Source organism: Curtobacterium sp. PhB115, from assembly GCF_003752025.1.
Taxonomy (GTDB): domain Bacteria; phylum Actinomycetota; class Actinomycetes; order Actinomycetales; family Microbacteriaceae; genus Curtobacterium.
The window spans coordinates 726,767-741,722 of the sequence record NZ_RJKR01000005.1; the positions used below are offsets into that span (position 1 = coordinate 726,767).

Sequence of the window (14,956 nt, forward strand, 5' to 3'; positions counted from 1 at the left end):
CCGTTCGGCGCCACTCAGACGGCCGCCGACGCGACCTCGAACGACGCCCCCGGCAACCGCTTCCGCATCACGTCGATCGCCGCCGGGTTGTCGTCCACCAGCACGTACCGCCGCCCGAGCGCCTGCGCCACCGCACCCGTCGTGCCGCTGCCCGCGAAGAAGTCGAGGACCCAGTCGCCCTCGCGCGAGGACGCCTGCACGATCCGGCGCAGCACCCCCTCGGGCTTCTGCGTCGGGTAGCCGGTCTTCTCACGGCCGGTCGGCGAGACGATCGTGTGCCACCAGACGTCCGTCGGGAGCTTGCCGCGCTCACGCTTCTCGGCCGTCACGAGCCCCGGCGCCATGTACGGCTCCCGGTCCACCGCCGTCGAGTCGAACCAGTACCGCGACGGGTCCTTCACGTAGACCAGGATCGTGTCGTGCTTCGTCGGCCAGCGGGTCTTGGACTTCGCGCCGTAGTCGTAGGCCCAGACGATCTCGTTCAGGAAGGACTCCCGGCCGAAGAGCGCGTCGAGCAGCACCTTGGCGTAGTGCGACTCGCGGTAGTCGAGGTGCAGGTACAGCGTGCCGTCCGCCGCGAGGAGCCGCCATGCCTCGATCAGGCGGGGCTCCAGGAAGGACCAGTAGTCGTCGAACCGGTCGTCGAAGCGCATCAGGTCGCCGCGCACCCGTTCGTAGGTGCGGCCGTGGAACCCCATCACCGGGCCGTCGGCCTTCGGCACCGCCGAGGTCGCGTGCCGCCGCTGGTACCGGCCGGTGTTGAACGGCGGGTCGAGGTAGACGAGCGTGAACGAGCCGTCCGGGTACGCGGGGACCACGTCGAGCGCGTCGCCGAGGACGACGCGGTCCGGGCCTCGGTCGTCTCCCCTGTGCACGGACCCATTGTCGCGCACGTCGCGCGACCGAGCGGCGCGGTCGCAGCGGCGCGGTCCCAGCGGCGCGGTCCCAGCGGCGCGGTCCCAGCGGCGCGGTCCCAGCGGCGCGGTCCCAGCGGCGCGGTCGCAGCGGCGCGGTCCCAGCGGCGCCCCAGCCTCCGGCGTAGCGTCGAGGCATGGCAGCACCCGAGGTCCGCAACGACACCGACAAGCAGCAGTACTCCCTCGTCGAGGACGGCGAGGTGATCGGCTTCGCGGCGTACGAGGTCGACGGCGACGAGATCCGCTTCGTCCACACCGAGGTCGACCCGGCGCACCGCGGTGGTGGGCACGCGTCGATCCTCGTGCAGAACGCCCTCGACGACGTCCGCTCGGGCTCGTCGCTGCGGGTCGTCCCGCAGTGCAGCTACGTGCACGCCTGGATCGAGCGGCACCCGGACTACCAGGAGCTCACGACGCGCTGACGCCACACGTGGGACGCCGCGGACTCGACGTGCTCGACGTGCTCGACGTGCTCAGTACGAACGGTCGTGCGTCCCGGCGCGCGTCTCGTGCCGCCCGGCGCTGCGCACCGCCGGCACCCGGATGAGCACGGTCCCGCTGAGCAGGTCGTGGTCGTCGTCCGCCGGTGCGGGGGCTTCCCTCGGCAGGCGCGACTGCCGTTCGTACTCGGCCTGCGTCTCGTGACGGGTCGGCGCGAAGACCTCGTCCATCATGCCGACGACACCACCGGACCCGCCGCTCCGCGTGGACTTGTTCGACAGGTCGATCCACCCCACGCGGTCGGCGATCCACATCACGACGGCCGCAGCGGCCACCGCCCCCAGGAAGATCAACCAGTTCACGCGATCGACGCTACGTGGGCCCCGGAGCGAGCGGATCAGCCGCGCGGGTGATTCTCATGATCCACATGTGTGGTTCACCGACTCGCTCGTCAGACTCGTCATGCGGTGGCCGGAGCGTTCCCCCCTCTGCTCCGGCCGCCGACCAGCTCACGGCACCCGCTCGAGCCACTCCTTCGTCGCGAACTTCGTCCGCACGAGCTCCTGCGCCTTCTCGCGCTCCGCATCGGTGACCGCTCCGGGGGTGGCCCCGTAGAGCTTCGTGAACGTGCCGATGAGCCGCTCGATGATCTCGGCGCGGGACAGTCCGGTCTGCGAGCGCAGCGGGTCGACCCGTTTCGCGGCCGAGGTCGTCCCCTTGTCGCTCATCTTCTCGCGCCCGATCCGCAGGACCTGCACCATCTTCTCGCCGTCCATGTCGTAGCTCATGGTGGCGTGGTGGAGCAGCGCCCCGGTGCCGAGCCGCTTCTGCGCCGCCCCGCCGATCTTGCCCTTGGCCGAGGTGATGTCGTTGAGCGGCTGGTAGTACGCGTCGATGCCGAGGGACTTCAGCGCCTCGATCACCCACTCGTCCAGGTAGGCGTACGAGTCGGCGAACGTCATGCCCTGCACGAGGTCCGACGGCACGTACAGCGAGTACGAGATGATCGCGCCGGCGTCCATGAACATCGCTCCGCCGCCCGAGATCCGGCGGACGACCTCGACGCCGTACTTCGCCGCACCCTCGGGGTCGACCTCGTTCTTCAGCGACTGGAACGACCCGATGACGACGGCGGGCTGGTCCCACTCCCAGATCCGCAGGGTCGGTCCGCGGCGGCCGGCTCCGACCTCCTCGGTCAGGACCTGGTCGAGTGCGAGGTGCTCGTTCGGGCTGATCGGGCCCTCGTGGACGATCTGCCAGTCGTAGTCCTGCCACGACGACGCGCGGGACAGTGCTCGGCGGACGGCGACGCCGACGGACTCGGGCGTGAAGCCGAGCAGCACGGCGTCGGCGGGCAGCGCGGCACGGACGGCGGTGGCGATGCCGGCGGCGTCGGTGGCGGCGGCGAGGCCGTTCACCGCGGCGTCGATGAGCGGGAGCGCGTCGTCCGGTTCGAGGAAGAAGTCCCCCGCCAGACGGAACTCCTGGATCAGGCCGTCGACCACCTCGAGGTCGACGACGACCAGTTTTCCGCCTGGGACCTTGTACTCACCGTGCACGGGACGAGCCTACGCCCGCGAGTCCGCCGTCACCCGGTCCAACCACGCGACCAGGTCGGCGATCACCTCGGCCCGGTTCGTCTCGTTGTAGATCTCGTGCCGTGCCCCCTCGTACACCCGCACGGTGACGTCGGAGAGCCCCCCGCGACGCCGGTACGCCCGAGCCAACCGCTCGACGGACCGCGGCCCGCCGAGCGGGTCGTCCGACCCGACCTGCAGCAGCATCGGCAGGTCGTGCGGGATCCCCCGCCGCGGGACCCCGAGCAGCCGGAGCGTGTCGGCGAGGCCGAACAACCCGATGACGTCGGCCTCGACCGCGAGCGGGTCCACCGCGACGGCCTCGATGATCGCCCGGTCGCGGGTGAGCCACTCGAACTTCGTCGGCCCGGAGCCCGCGTGCCGTGCGTTCAGGTCGCCGCTGTTCATCCACCCGGGCAGCCGGTACGCGCTGGCGGACAGCACGACCCCGTCGTAGGACTCCGACGCGGTGTTCACGATGCGCTGCGCCATGAGCGAGCCCCACGAGTGGCCGATGAGCACGAGCGGGACCCCGGGGCTGTCCGCTCGGGCGACGGCGCTCATCTGCTCGACGGCGGCGATCGCGGCGCGGAGGCCACCGGGACCGAGCCGCCCGAGCTTCGTGTGGTCGCCCTCCCACTGCGCGAGTCCGGTGCGGCCGTGCCCGCGGTGGTCGTTGACGTGCACGGTGTAGCCGGCGCGCACGAGGTCCTGTGCCAGGGGCTCGTAGCGGAGGCCGTGTTCGCCGACGCCGTGGGCGATCTGCACGATGCCCTTCGGCCGGGCCGCACGCCAGGTCGAGTAGACGATCTCGACGCCGTACTCGTCGACGAAGGACGAGTCGCCTCGGGCTGCGGAGAAGGTGGGCACGCGGCCATCCTCCCAGAGGCACACCCCCACGGACCTGTTCATCCGGCGTTCACGCAGCCGGTGCACCGCGGGCCTACCGTCCCGGGCATGGACGTCCTCGTCATCGTCGTGCTGGTGATCGTGGTGGCCCTCGTGTTCGACTTCACGAACGGGTTCCACGACACCGCCAACGCCATGGCCACGTCGGTCGCCACCGGGGCGCTCAAGCCCCGGACCGCCGTGCTCATCTCCGCCGTCCTCAACGTGGTCGGCGCGTTCCTCTCCACGGAGGTCGCCAAGACCGTCTCGCAGGGCATCATCCGCGAGGGCCAGGACGGCGTCCACATCTCCCCCACGATGATCTTCGCGGGCCTGGTCGGCGCGGTGCTCTGGAACCTCGCCACCTGGTACCTCGGGCTGCCGTCGTCGTCCACCCACGCGCTGTTCGGCGGGCTGATCGGCGCCTCGATCATCGGCGCCGGGCTGGACTCGGTGAGCTGGTCGACGGTGGTCTCGAAGGTGGTGCTGCCGGCGCTCCTCTCCCCGGTGATCGCGGGCGTGATCGCCCTCGTCGCGACCTACCTGGCCTACGTCCTCACGAAGAACGCCACGACCCACGGCGCGGCGACGGGCTTCCGACACGGCCAGACCGTCTCGGCGTCGCTGGTGTCCCTGGCGCACGGCACGAACGACGCGCAGAAGACGATGGGCGTCATCACGCTCACCCTCATCGCGGCGAACTACCAGGACGCGGGCACCGGCCCGGCGCTCTGGGTGATCCTGGCCTGCGGACTCGCGATCGGCCTCGGGACGTACACCGGCGGCTGGCGCATCATGCAGACGGTCGGCAAGAAGATCTCCGACGTGCAGTCGCCGCAGGGCTTCGCGGCCGAGACCAGTTCCGCGGCGACGATCCTCGTCTCGTCGCACCTCGGTTTCGCCCTGTCGACGACCCACGTCACGAGCGGCTCGGTGATCGGTTCGGGCCTCGGCAAGAAGCTCGCGGACGTGCGCTGGTCCGTCGTCGGCCGGATCGTCGTCGCGTGGGTGATCACGTTGCCCGCGGCCGCGGTGGTCGGCGGGTTGGCGACCTGGCTCGCCTCGACCTCGGCGGTCGGCCTCGTGCTGGTGGCGGTGCTCGCCCTGGCCGGCGGGCTGACCTTCTACGTCCTCGCCAAGCGCAAGCCGATCTCGCACGACGACGTCGCCGCCGGGTCGACCGAACCCACCGACCAGGCCGAGCCGCAGCCGGCCGGCGCACCGACCTGAGGAGGACCACGATGGAGATCGACTTCGGAGCGATCGGCACGGTCGCGGGCGTCGGGTTCGTGGCGGCGGTGGGCGTGGTGCTCGTCTACACGCTCGGCCTGCGGCTCCTCGGCACCGGCCAGCCCACGGACGCGGGCGGGGAGCGGACGCAGTACGGCGAGGAGACACCGCGCTCGGGGCACACGCCGCCGGTCGCCCTGGCGGGCGCCGTCGTGTGCTTCGCGGTGTGCGTCGCGGCGGTGCTGACGGGCATCTGGCTGACGATCCCGCAGTTCCACTGACGACGAGACGGGAGGCCCGGATCACGTGAGCAGACCTGCTCACGTGATCCGGGCCTCCCGTTCAGATCCCGTGATCAGTGGGCGCTGTAGCCACCGTCGACCAGGTGGTAGCTGCCGCTGATGAACGACGCCTTGTCGCTCAGCAGGAACAGCACCAGCGCGGCGACCTCGGCGTCGGTGCCGAGTCGGCCGGCAGCGTGCTCGGCCTCGAGCGCGGTCAGCGCCTCGGCGGAGAGCGACGAGCGCACCAGCGGGGTGTCGATGAAGCCGGGGCCGACGGCGTTCGTGCGGACGCCCTGCGCCGTGTACTCGAGCGCCGCGACCTTCGTCAGGCCGACGAGTGCGTGCTTGGAGGCGACGTACGCGGCGTTCTGCGCGATGCCGACCGAGCCGAGCACCGATGACATGTTCACGATCGCGCCACCACCGGAGGCGAGGATCGCGGGGATCTCGTACCGGAGGCCGTAGAACACGCCGTCGAGGTCCACCGCGCGGACACGGTCCCAGGCGGCGATGTCGTACTCGCCGATCGGCTGCGGCGCGGCGCCGATGCCGGCGTTGTTGACGGCGAGGTGGAGTCCGCCGTAGGTGTCGACCGCGAACTGGACGGCGCGCTCGTTGTCGGCGGCGACCGCCGAGTTGGCCTCGAACGCGGCCGCGGTGCCGCCGGCCTGCTCGATCTCGCCGACGACGCGCTGCGCGGCGTCCTGCTTGATGTCGGTGACGACGACCTTCGCGCCCGCCGCGGCGAGCTCCTTCGCGATGGACTCACCGATGCCGCTGCCACCGCCGGTGACGACGGCGACCTTGCCCTCGAACTCAGACATGTTCTCCTTCTCTCTCGGCAACACGTGTTGTCTATACCGCACAGTACACCCGGAAACCAGTTCGTTCACTGAACTAATGAGTTAGGCTAACGACCTGTGACCGACGCTACCGACCTCCGCATCGCCGTGAACCGGCTCTCCCGCACGCTGCGCGGGCAGAAGGCCGACACGACCGTCAGCGACGCGCAGTTCTCGGCGCTGGCACGCCTGCACCGGGACGGCGCGATGACCCTGGCCGACCTCAGCCGGCAGGACGGCGTCACCCCGCCCTCGATGACGAAGACCGTCGCGGTCCTCGTCGAACGCGGCCTCGTGACGAAGGGCGGCCACGGCGACGACCGCCGCAAGGTGCTGCTCGGCGCGACCCCGGCCGGGGCCGCGTTCGTCGAGGAGACCCGGCGTCGCCGCGACGGCTGGCTCACCCCGAGGCTCGCCGCACTCACCCCCGCCGAGCGCCGCGTGCTCGCCGAGGCCACCGACATCATGAGGAGGCTGGCCCAGCAGTGACCGCCATGTTCCGATCCCTCTCAGGACGCAACTACCGCATCTGGTTCGCCGGTGCCCTGGTGTCGAACGTCGGCACCTGGATGCAGCGCACGGCCCAGGACTGGATCGTCCTGACGCAGCTCTCCGACAACGACGCCGTCGCGGTCGGCATCACGATGGCCCTGCAGTTCGGACCGCAGCTGCTCCTCCTCCCCCTGACCGGGCTCGCCGCGGACCGCTTCGACCGGCGGAAGATGCTCATGCTGACGCAGGGGCTGATGGGGATGCTCGGGCTCGGCCTCGGGATCATGGTGCTCACGCACACGGCCACCCTGCTGGCGCTCTACGGCTTCGCGCTCGCGCTCGGCATCGTCGCCGCGTTCGACACCCCGATCCGCCAGGCCTTCGTCTCCGACGTGGTGCACGGCGAGCACGTCGCCAACGCCGTGGCGCTCAACTCCGCGTCCTTCAACGCAGCACGGCTGATCGGGCCCGCGGTCGCCGGGGTGCTCATCGCTGCGATCGGCTCCGGCTGGGTCTTCGTGATCAACGCCGGGTCGTTCCTCGCGGTCCTCATCGCCCTGCGGTTCGTCGACCCCGCGCAGCTCGCCGAGCGGATCCGGGCGAAGCGCGGCAAGGGGCAGATCCTCGCCGGCTTCCAGTACGTCCGGACCCGACCGGACATCATCGTGGTGCTCTGCATGATCTTCGTGGTCGGCACGTTCGGCGTGAACTTCCCGATCTTCACCTCGACGATGGCGCGGGTCGAGTTCCACAAGGGCGCTGGCGAGTTCGGCCTGCTCAACTCGGTGATGGCGATCGGCTCGGTGCTCGGTGCGCTGCTGTCAGCGCGGCGGGACAAACCCCGGATGCGCACCCTGGTGCTCGCCGCCGGCGGGTTCGGTCTGGCGTGCACGGCAGCGGCACTGGCACCGACCTACTGGAGCTTCGCGATCGTCCTGATGTTCGTCGGCCTCGCGTCCCTGACCTTCATGACCACGGCCAACGCCCTGGTGCAGACGACGACGAAGCCCGCGATGCGTGGTCGGGTGATGGCGCTCTACATGGCGATCTTCGCCGGCGGGACCCCCATCGGCGCCCCGATCGTCGGTGCGATCGCAGACGCGGCCGGACCACGGTGGGCGATCGCGGTCGGCGCGGCCTCCGGGTTCGTGGCGCTCGCGATCGCGATCGTGTGGCTCGTCCGGTTCCAGCGGCTCCGGCTGCGGTACGACGCCGACACCCGCCTGCACCTCGCCGTGACCCACGCGATCCCGGTCGTCGGCACGCGCGCGTCCCGTGCGGCACTCCGCCAGGAGTTCGAACGCGACGAGGCCGTCGCGGACCGGTCCAGCGCCGTCTGAGCCGGCTCCACACCGGACGGGAGGCGCGGGTCGGGCCCGCCACGCGCCTCCAGTCCGGTGGTTCCGCGTCCAGAGCGCGCAGCCAGTGCGCGGGTCGGTGCGCCGATCAGTGCGCGGGTTCGGCCACCGCGAAGACCCGCTCGTCGAGCGCTGCCGCCACCCGGTCCGCTGCGGCGGCGAGCCGGTCGCCGGCCTCCCCGACGGCACCGAGCACGGAGTCCTCGGAGAGCGACTCGAGCTGGTCGCACGCCTCGACGAACACCGCGACCTCGTCGGCGACGCACGACGGCGCGACGTCCGCCAGGCACTCGGCGGCACGGCGCACCGTGAACCGCAGCGACCGTGGGCTGTGCTCGTCGAGCAGCAGGAAGGCCGCGGCGTCGTCGGGCACCGGCGGGTGGTCGCGTCCGCGCAGGAAGGCCTCCCCCGCCCCGCACGCCCGGAGCGCCGCGGTCCACGACGTCACCGAGTCGGGTTCGAGCAGCGCCGACGCCAGCAGCCGCGCGGTCGAGGAGCATCGGGTCAGCGACCGGCCGAGCGTGAAGAACTCCCACACCTCGTCGCGGCTCGCGTCCCCCTCGACGACCCCGATCGCCAGGGCGCTGCGCTCGCGCGCCCAGCCGAGGAACTCGTGCGCCCGGTCCGGGGCGATCTTCCGCGGCATCCGCGACCGCGTCACGTCGAGGCAGTCCCAGAGCTCGCTCGACACGACCTCGCGGGCACGGCGGGCGTGGTCCCGGGCGACGGCCACCGCGGCCGCGATCGACGCCGGTTCGTGCCGGTCCAGCGCGAGGGCGTCGATCGTCGCCGAGCGGTCCGGGTCGTTCGCGGGGCCGGCCGCTCCCACCACCGCCCGGAGTTCGGCGGCGACGAGCCGGTCGTCGTCGACGGTCCCCGGTTCTCGTCGGGCGACGTACACGTCGAGCAGGCGCGCGACGACGTCCGTGCGCTCGACCGCACTCCCGACGTGGAAGACGTTCCCCGCGAGACGGCTCAGCACGGCTGCTCCTGCATGTCGAGAACCTAACGAGCCGGGATTGCGGGAGTGTTTCGGAGCCGCGTCACGGGTGTTGCGAGTGCGCGAACCGGCTCCCACTCGACAAACTACCTAGAGCGTCTAGCATTACGACATGACGACCGAGGTGATGACCGGCACCGCGGGGTTCTGGTACGAGGACTCCGGAGTCTCAGCAGTCGACGTCCTCAACGCCCTCCGCCGGTACCGCACGGCCGAGAGCGCCGCCCAGCGCCGCGCCCGCGAAGCCCTCGGCATCGGCGAGAACGCCCTGCTCGCGCTCCGGGTCCTGATCGACGCGGAGCACGCCGGCCGGACCGTCAACGCGAAGGAGCTCGCCGAGCGCCTCGAGATCACCGCCGCCTCCACCTCGGCCCTCGTCGACCGGCTCGTCCGCAGTGGCCACGTCGAGCGTCACGCCGACCCGAACGACCGCCGTGGCGTGATCCTCACCGCGACCGGCACCGCGATGCGCCAGGCGCTCCGCGTGATCGAGGACCTCGACGCCCGCGCCATGCACGTCACCGAGCACCTGCCCGCCGACGAGATGGCGGTGGTGGTCGACTTCCTCGACGAGATGGTCCGCGTGGTGGACGACGTCGACTCCGGCGCCGACGAGTTCCGCCGTCGCGCGTAGCCTGGTGCGCATGGACCCGCGCGTCACCCACGACCCGGAGGACGACATGCCGTTCGCCGAGCTCGACTCGCGGGCCCGGGCGAACGCCGCACTCCGGCGGATCCAGGGTGGAGCGGACCCGACGCGAGAGGCGTTCGACCTGGCGAACACGATGAACGACGAGGCCGTCGGCCGACTCGCGAAGCGGCTCCGCCGGTTGTTCCGCCGCGACTGAGACCGACCGGCGCTCAGTGCTCCGTCCGGAACGCCGTGCCGACCGCGGCGATGTCGTCACCGCCGTGCCCGGCCGCACTGGCGTCGGCGTAGACCCGACCGAGCGCGTCCAGCAGGGTCGTGGACACCCCGTTCGCCCGCGCCGCGTCGGCGATCAGGCCGATGTCCTTCCGCAGCCCGTCGAGCGCGAACTGCGCCGGGAACGCGCCGTCGATGATCGCCTTGCCCTTCGTGTGGGCGTACGCCGAGTCGCTGGCACTGCCGTCGATCGCCTCGAGGAACAGCGCCGGGTCGAGACCGAGCGCGGACGCGAGCGCGAGCGACTGCCCGGTCGCCGCGGTGATCGAGGCGATCCAGGCGTTCGCCGCGAGCTTCAGGGCGGTGCCCTCGCCGACGTGCTCGCCGGCCCGGACGGTCTTCGCGCCGATCGCGTCGAGCACCGGGTCGATGCGGTCGAGCTGGTCCGTCGGCCCCGCTGCCAGCATGGTGAGCTTCCCCTGCTCCGCCGGAGCCTTGGTGCCGAGCATCATCGCCTCGACCAGGGTGATGCCGTACTTCGCGGCGATCTGCACCACGGTGTCGGTGCCGTCGACGCCGATGGTGGAGGCCTGCACCCACACCGCATCGGTCGGGGCCTCGCCGGCCGCCTGCTCGAGCACGTCCACGACGGCATCGGTGTCGAACAGCGTCAGGAGGACGACCTCGGCGCGTTCGACGGCACTGCCGGGATCGGTCACGACCGTCGCTCCCTGGTCGCCGAGGGGCGCGGCCTTGTCGGCGCTCCGGTTCCACACCGTCACCTCGTGGCCCTCGCGGAGCAGTGACCCCGCGACTCCGGCACCCATCGTTCCCGTACCCAACACCGTCACCCGCACGTGCGTCTCCGTTCCGCCGCGGCACCGTGCCACGTCGAGCCCGACGCTACGCCCGACGACCAGGCCGGCGATCAGAGCAGGCCGCGGACCCGGAGCCAGACGAGCGGATCGGTGGGGACGCCGCCGACGATGACCTCGAAGTGCAGGTGCGCTCCGGTCGAGACGCCGGTGTTGCCGACCGCGCCGATGGCTTGCCCCGCATCCACCACCTGTCCGGGCAGGACGTCGATCCGGGACAGGTGGCCGTAGCGCGTCTCGGAGCCGTCGGCGTGGACGAGGAGGACCTGGTTGCCGTAGCCGCCGAGCACCGCGGCGGTGACGACCCGGCCGGGCATCGCGGCGACGACGGTCGTGCCGATGGGTGCTGCGAAGTCGACTCCCTGGTGGTTCGTCGAGCACGCCGCGCACCCGGTGACCCAGCGCGAACCGAACCCACCCGCCGCCGGGATCGCCCCTTGCGTCGGCAGCGCTGCGGCGATGCGGGAGACGGGCCCGGTCGGAGCCGTCGACGTCCCAGCGACGCCGGTGCGGCCGACGGAGAACCCGTCACGCTCGACGACGAGGCCCGTCGTGCTGCCGGCGGCGTACTGCTGGACTCCGACGGCGGGCGCGGTCTGCTCGGTGGTGGCGGCGACCGCGGTGTGCGGCGAGGCCACGGAGACGAACAGGCAGGCGACGGCCGCGGTGGCGGTGAACGGCAGGGTGCGGCGCGGCACTGCGCGACGCGGCGACGTCGGACGGGGCGAGGTCGGACGGGGCGAGGTCGGACGGGGCGCAGCCGAACGGGACGGGACCGGACGGCGCGCAGCCGGACGCGGCTGGCTCGGTCGGTCGAGGGACGTGGGAGCCGAGGCGACGGGAGGGGACACCGTCACCCCGGCAGCTGTGGGGCCGTTCGGTCGGGCGGCACGGCGACCGCGACCAGGCGTCGACGTGGCTCGGTTGGCCGCCCGTCGTGCCGCACCACGTGGGCGCAACGGCGGGCCGGCAGCAGGCGCGGGCGTCACGTCGGGGACCGACCGGGTCAGACGCGGACGATGCCGTCGCGGGCGATCCGGTCGAGCTCTTCGGCGACGGCGTCGACGACGGCGCGGGTGATGGCGTCGGCGACGACCTCGACCAGGGCGAGCTGCTCCGGCCGGACGGCGAGCTCGGTCACCATCGTCGAGGTGACGCGGACCGGGATGTCGTCGATCGCGGCGACGAGTGCGGCGGGGACGAGGGTGGAGGCGATCGTCCGGACGGGAGCGGAGACGGGCGAGGCGGGAACGGGAACGGGAACGGGCACGGGGGCCGCCGGGACCGCTGCCGGCACGGGCACCGACCGCATCGGCTGGTCGCGGTGCTCGGCGATGGAGTCGAAGAGGGGCGTTGAGGACATGCTGCTGACCGGCCGATCTGGAGTCGTGGCTGACAGGCCGTCATCGGGCGACCTGCTCGGGGTGGCGTGCCGTCGGGCACGGCCCCATTCAACCATCGATATTTCAGATACGCAATGCTTCTCGCTCAGTCTGGGTCGACGGCCGCCGCGGTCGGGTCGTCGGGCTGCAGTACACGCCGGACCCGCTCGACGATCGTCGCCGGCGGGTTGTTGTACGTGTTCGCCGGCTCCTGGCCGCTGAGCTCCTGGATCGCCGCCATCACGGCATCGGTGGCGTGCCGTCGTGCGCGCCCGGACGACGCCTCGCCGAACGAGGACAGGTCGATCGGCTTCCCGAACTCGATCGTCACCTTCGCGAGCCTCGGCAGCTTCGAGCCCACCGGCTGCACGTCCTGGGTGCCCGTCAACGCCACCGGCACGACCGGGGCCCCACTGGTCAGGGCCAGCCAGGCGACCCCGGTCCGGCCCTTGTAGATCCGGCCGTCGAGGGACCGGGTGCCCTCCGGGTAGATCGCGAACGCCTCACCCTCGTTCAGTCGCGCGAGCCCGAGGTCGAGTGCCTGCTGCGCCGCCGCGCCGGCACCCCGCTCGACGCCGATGGCGCCGATGCCACCGAAGAACGCCCGCGACACCGCACCACGGACGCCCGAGCCGGTGAAGTACTCCTGCTTGGCGAGGAACGACACCTTGCGCGGCGCCATCAGCGTGATCGCCGGGGAGTCGATGAACGAGCGGTGGTTGCTCGCCAGGATGACCGGTCCGCGTTTCGGCACGTTCCGCCGTCCGATGATCTTCGGACGCCACAGCAACCGGGCGAGCGGCGTCACCACCGCTCGGCTGAGAACGGTGGCGAACTTGGTCGAACCGGACACCGGGCCTCCTCGTCGTGACGGCGAGCTTCCGAGTGTAATGACGTGCGCCACGACCACATGCCCGGAGCGGCATGGACCCTGACCGTGTCGTCAGTCGGCCGTCGCGACCACGTCGAGCACGGCCCGGCCGTAGTGCTCGAGCTTCGCCGCACCCACGCCGGAGATCTCGGCGAGCTGGTCGACGTCAGCCGGGCGCACGGCAGCGATGCCCCGGAGCGTCGCGTCGTTGAAGACCACGTACGCCGGCACGCCCTGCTCGCGGGCCTGCGCCGCACGCCAGGCACGCAGCGCCTCGAACAGGCCGACGGCTTCCTGCGGCATGTCCGTGACGACGGTTCGTCGAGAGCGGGTCGCCCGAGGGGCCTTCACCGGGTCGCGGCGCATCCGGACCTGGACCGAGCCGGTCAGGACCTCGGCGCTCGTGGGACTGAGGACGACCGTGCCGAACCCGTCGCCGGACACCGCGGCGTACCCCTGTGCCAGCAACTGTCGGGCGACGGCACGCCACTCGCCCTCGGACAGGTCGGAGCCGATGCCGAAGGTCGCGAGCGAGTCGTGCTTGAGCTCCTGCACGCGCGGCGACTGCTTGCCGATGAGGATGTCGACCAGGTGCGAGACGCCGTACCGCTGGCCACGCTCACGGTCGAGCCGGACCACGGTGGACAGCAGCTTCTGGGCGGGGACGGTCCCGTCCCACGACTCCGGCGGCGCGATGCACGTGTCGCAGTTGCCGCACGCGGTGCTCTCCTGCCCGAAGTACGCGAGCAACCGCACCCGGCGGCACTCGATCGTCTCGCACAGGCTGAGCATGGCGTCGAGGTGCGCGCTGAGCTGCCGTCGGTGCGCGGCGTCGCCCTCCGACTGGTCGATCATCCGTCGCTGCTGCACGACGTCGTTCAGGCCGTAGGCGAGCCACGCGGTGGAGGGCAGGCCGTCACGACCGGCACGTCCGGTCTCCTGGTAGTAGCCCTCGACCGACTTCGGCAGGTCGAGGTGCGCCACGAACCGCACGTCGGGCTTGTCGATCCCCATGCCGAACGCGATCGTGGCGACCATCACGACGCCGTCCTCGCGCAGGAACGTCGACTGGTTGCGGGCACGGACGCGGGCGTCGAGACCGGCGTGGTACGGCAGCGCGTTGATCCCCTGCTCGGCCAGTGCCGTCGCGGTGCGCTCGACCGAGTTGCGGGACAGGCAGTAGACGATGCCGGCGTCGCCGCTGTGTTCGGTGCGGATGAAGGTGAGGAGCTGCTGCAGCGCCCCGGTCTTCGGTTCGATGCGGTACTGGATGTTCGGCCGGTCGAAGTCGGCGACGAAGTGCGCGGCGTCGTCGAGGCCGAGGCGGGCGGAGATCTCGCGGTGCGTCTGCGGGGTGGCCGTCGCGGTCAGGGCGATGCGCGGCACGGTCGGCCAGCGCTCGTGCAGGATGCTCAGTTCGAGGTAGTCCGGCCGGAAGTCGTGGCCCCACTGAGCGACGCAGTGTGCCTCGTCGATGGCGAACAGCGCGACGCGGGCCCGGTCGAGCAGGGCGCGGGTGGACTCGAGCCGGAGGCGCTCCGGTGCGAGGTAGAGCATGTCGACCTCGCCCGCGACGATCGCCCGCTCGACCCGCGACCGTTCGTCCGGTCCCTGCGTCGAGTTGAGGAACGCGGCCCGGACGCCGTTCGCCGCGAGGGCGTCGACCTGGTCCTGCATGAGGGCGATGAGCGGCGACACCACGACCCCGACGCCGTCGCGCACGAGGGCGGGCACCTGGTAGCAGAGCGACTTGCCGCCACCGGTGGGCATCAGGACGAGGGCGTCACGGCCGGCGACCACCTGGTCGATGATCGCTGCCTGCTCACCACGGAAGTCGTCGTAGCCCCACACCCGGTGCAGGACGTCGAGCGCCGCGGCACGGGACGCCGACACAGCGGCAGGCGCGGGCGCAGGGGTGGTGCTCATGCCACGAG

At 71.8% G+C, this 14,956-nt stretch carries 18 protein-coding genes; 7 read left to right on the plus strand and 11 right to left on the minus strand.

Annotated elements, in window-relative coordinates:
• Positions 1 to 14 precede the first annotated feature (14 nt).
• A complete protein-coding gene (locus EDF19_RS03640; RefSeq protein ID WP_123679529.1) occupies positions 15 to 875 on the minus strand; it encodes a site-specific DNA-methyltransferase in 861 nt (286 codons plus the stop codon).
• A 176-nt stretch (positions 876 to 1,051) separates the two neighbouring features.
• On the opposite strand from EDF19_RS03640, the gene EDF19_RS03645 reads away from it, so the two are divergent.
• A complete protein-coding gene (locus tag EDF19_RS03645; RefSeq protein WP_123679530.1) occupies positions 1,052 to 1,339 on the plus strand; it encodes a GNAT family N-acetyltransferase in 288 nt (95 codons plus the stop codon).
• A gap of 51 nt (positions 1,340 to 1,390) precedes the next feature.
• Here the strand turns inward: EDF19_RS03645 and EDF19_RS03650 are convergent, their stop codons facing one another.
• The 3 genes from EDF19_RS03650 to EDF19_RS03660 all read right to left on the minus strand — a co-directional run bounded on the left by EDF19_RS03650 (position 1,391) and on the right by EDF19_RS03660 (position 3,805).
• A complete protein-coding gene (locus EDF19_RS03650; protein ID WP_123679531.1) occupies positions 1,391 to 1,720 on the minus strand; it encodes a hypothetical protein in 330 nt (109 codons plus the stop codon).
• Positions 1,721 to 1,867: 147 nt separating this feature from the next.
• Positions 1,868 to 2,917, minus strand: a complete 1,050-nt coding sequence (locus tag EDF19_RS03655) for a biotin/lipoate A/B protein ligase family protein (RefSeq protein WP_123679532.1) — start codon at positions 2,915 to 2,917, stop codon at positions 1,868 to 1,870.
• A gap of 9 nt (positions 2,918 to 2,926) precedes the next feature.
• Complete coding sequence (locus tag EDF19_RS03660; protein ID WP_123679533.1) at positions 2,927 to 3,805, minus strand: alpha/beta hydrolase; 879 nt, start codon at positions 3,803 to 3,805, stop codon at positions 2,927 to 2,929.
• A gap of 87 nt (positions 3,806 to 3,892) precedes the next feature.
• Here EDF19_RS03660 and EDF19_RS03665 point away from each other — a divergent pair, with 87 nt between their 5' ends.
• Together EDF19_RS03665 and EDF19_RS03670 are read left to right on the plus strand one after the other, a co-directional pair.
• On the plus strand, positions 3,893 to 5,053 hold the full coding sequence (locus tag EDF19_RS03665; protein ID WP_123679534.1) for an inorganic phosphate transporter: 1,161 nt from the start codon (positions 3,893 to 3,895) through the stop codon (positions 5,051 to 5,053).
• An 11-nt stretch (positions 5,054 to 5,064) separates the two neighbouring features.
• Positions 5,065 to 5,334 (plus strand): hypothetical protein, encoded by a 270-nt coding sequence (locus EDF19_RS03670; RefSeq protein ID WP_123679535.1) that lies wholly within the window; start codon positions 5,065 to 5,067, stop codon positions 5,332 to 5,334.
• 74 nt (positions 5,335 to 5,408) lie between these two features.
• Here EDF19_RS03670 and EDF19_RS03675 read toward each other — a convergent pair whose 3' ends face one another.
• Positions 5,409 to 6,161, minus strand: coding sequence for an SDR family NAD(P)-dependent oxidoreductase (locus EDF19_RS03675; protein WP_123679536.1), 753 nt, complete (start codon positions 6,159 to 6,161; stop codon positions 5,409 to 5,411).
• Between the two features lie 96 nt (positions 6,162 to 6,257).
• Here EDF19_RS03675 and EDF19_RS03680 point away from each other — a divergent pair, with 96 nt between their 5' ends.
• Both EDF19_RS03680 and EDF19_RS03685 read left to right on the plus strand, forming a co-directional pair.
• A complete protein-coding gene (locus EDF19_RS03680; RefSeq protein ID WP_123679537.1) occupies positions 6,258 to 6,668 on the plus strand; it encodes a MarR family winged helix-turn-helix transcriptional regulator in 411 nt (136 codons plus the stop codon).
• Positions 6,665 to 8,011: an MFS transporter gene (locus EDF19_RS03685; RefSeq protein WP_123679538.1), complete on the plus strand. Its 1,347-nt coding sequence runs from the start codon at positions 6,665 to 6,667 to the stop codon at positions 8,009 to 8,011. Before EDF19_RS03680 ends, EDF19_RS03685 begins: the two co-directional genes overlap by 4 nt.
• A gap of 106 nt (positions 8,012 to 8,117) precedes the next feature.
• Here EDF19_RS03685 and EDF19_RS03690 read toward each other — a convergent pair whose 3' ends face one another.
• Positions 8,118 to 9,011: an alpha-E domain-containing protein gene (locus EDF19_RS03690; protein ID WP_185022652.1), complete on the minus strand. Its 894-nt coding sequence runs from the start codon at positions 9,009 to 9,011 to the stop codon at positions 8,118 to 8,120.
• A 130-nt stretch (positions 9,012 to 9,141) separates the two neighbouring features.
• On the opposite strand from EDF19_RS03690, the gene EDF19_RS03695 reads away from it, so the two are divergent.
• Together EDF19_RS03695 and EDF19_RS03700 are read left to right on the plus strand one after the other, a co-directional pair.
• Positions 9,142 to 9,663 carry a MarR family winged helix-turn-helix transcriptional regulator gene (locus tag EDF19_RS03695; RefSeq protein WP_123679540.1) on the plus strand — a complete coding sequence of 174 codons (522 nt, stop codon included), beginning with the start codon at positions 9,142 to 9,144 and terminating at the stop codon, positions 9,661 to 9,663.
• Positions 9,664 to 9,673: 10 nt separating this feature from the next.
• Positions 9,674 to 9,877, plus strand: coding sequence for a hypothetical protein (locus EDF19_RS03700; RefSeq protein WP_123679541.1), 204 nt, complete (start codon positions 9,674 to 9,676; stop codon positions 9,875 to 9,877).
• A 13-nt stretch (positions 9,878 to 9,890) separates the two neighbouring features.
• On the opposite strand, the gene EDF19_RS03705 is transcribed toward EDF19_RS03700, so the two are convergent.
• The 5 genes from EDF19_RS03705 to recQ all read right to left on the minus strand — a co-directional run bounded on the left by EDF19_RS03705 (position 9,891) and on the right by recQ (position 14,948).
• Entirely contained in the window at positions 9,891 to 10,784 is an 894-nt protein-coding gene (locus EDF19_RS03705) for an NAD(P)-dependent oxidoreductase (RefSeq protein WP_311317093.1), read from the minus strand.
• Between the two features lie 38 nt (positions 10,785 to 10,822).
• A complete protein-coding gene (locus tag EDF19_RS18990; protein WP_221180613.1) occupies positions 10,823 to 11,467 on the minus strand; it encodes a M23 family metallopeptidase in 645 nt (214 codons plus the stop codon).
• Between the two features lie 308 nt (positions 11,468 to 11,775).
• Positions 11,776 to 12,132: a hypothetical protein gene (locus EDF19_RS03715; protein WP_123679542.1), complete on the minus strand. Its 357-nt coding sequence runs from the start codon at positions 12,130 to 12,132 to the stop codon at positions 11,776 to 11,778.
• Positions 12,133 to 12,257: 125 nt separating this feature from the next.
• Positions 12,258 to 13,004, minus strand: coding sequence for a 1-acyl-sn-glycerol-3-phosphate acyltransferase (locus EDF19_RS03720; RefSeq protein ID WP_123679543.1), 747 nt, complete (start codon positions 13,002 to 13,004; stop codon positions 12,258 to 12,260).
• A 90-nt stretch (positions 13,005 to 13,094) separates the two neighbouring features.
• Positions 13,095 to 14,948: a DNA helicase RecQ gene (gene recQ / locus EDF19_RS03725; RefSeq protein ID WP_123679544.1), complete on the minus strand. Its 1,854-nt coding sequence runs from the start codon at positions 14,946 to 14,948 to the stop codon at positions 13,095 to 13,097.
• Positions 14,949 to 14,956 lie beyond the last annotated feature (8 nt).

Coding starts and splice junctions, on each gene's coding strand:
- recQ (WP_123679544.1), bottom strand. CDS start 14,948: ATGAGCACCACCCCTGCGCCCGCGCCTGCCGCTGTGTCGGCGTCCCGT.
- EDF19_RS03715 (WP_123679542.1), bottom strand. CDS start 12,132: ATGTCCTCAACGCCCCTCTTCGACTCCATCGCCGAGCACCGCGACCAG.
- EDF19_RS03675 (WP_123679536.1), bottom strand. CDS start 6,161: ATGTCTGAGTTCGAGGGCAAGGTCGCCGTCGTCACCGGCGGTGGCAGC.
- EDF19_RS03665 (WP_123679534.1), top strand. CDS start 3,893: ATGGACGTCCTCGTCATCGTCGTGCTGGTGATCGTGGTGGCCCTCGTG.
- EDF19_RS03700 (WP_123679541.1), top strand. CDS start 9,674: ATGGACCCGCGCGTCACCCACGACCCGGAGGACGACATGCCGTTCGCC.
- EDF19_RS03695 (WP_123679540.1), top strand. CDS start 9,142: ATGACGACCGAGGTGATGACCGGCACCGCGGGGTTCTGGTACGAGGAC.
- EDF19_RS03645 (WP_123679530.1), top strand. CDS start 1,052: ATGGCAGCACCCGAGGTCCGCAACGACACCGACAAGCAGCAGTACTCC.
- EDF19_RS03670 (WP_123679535.1), top strand. CDS start 5,065: ATGGAGATCGACTTCGGAGCGATCGGCACGGTCGCGGGCGTCGGGTTC.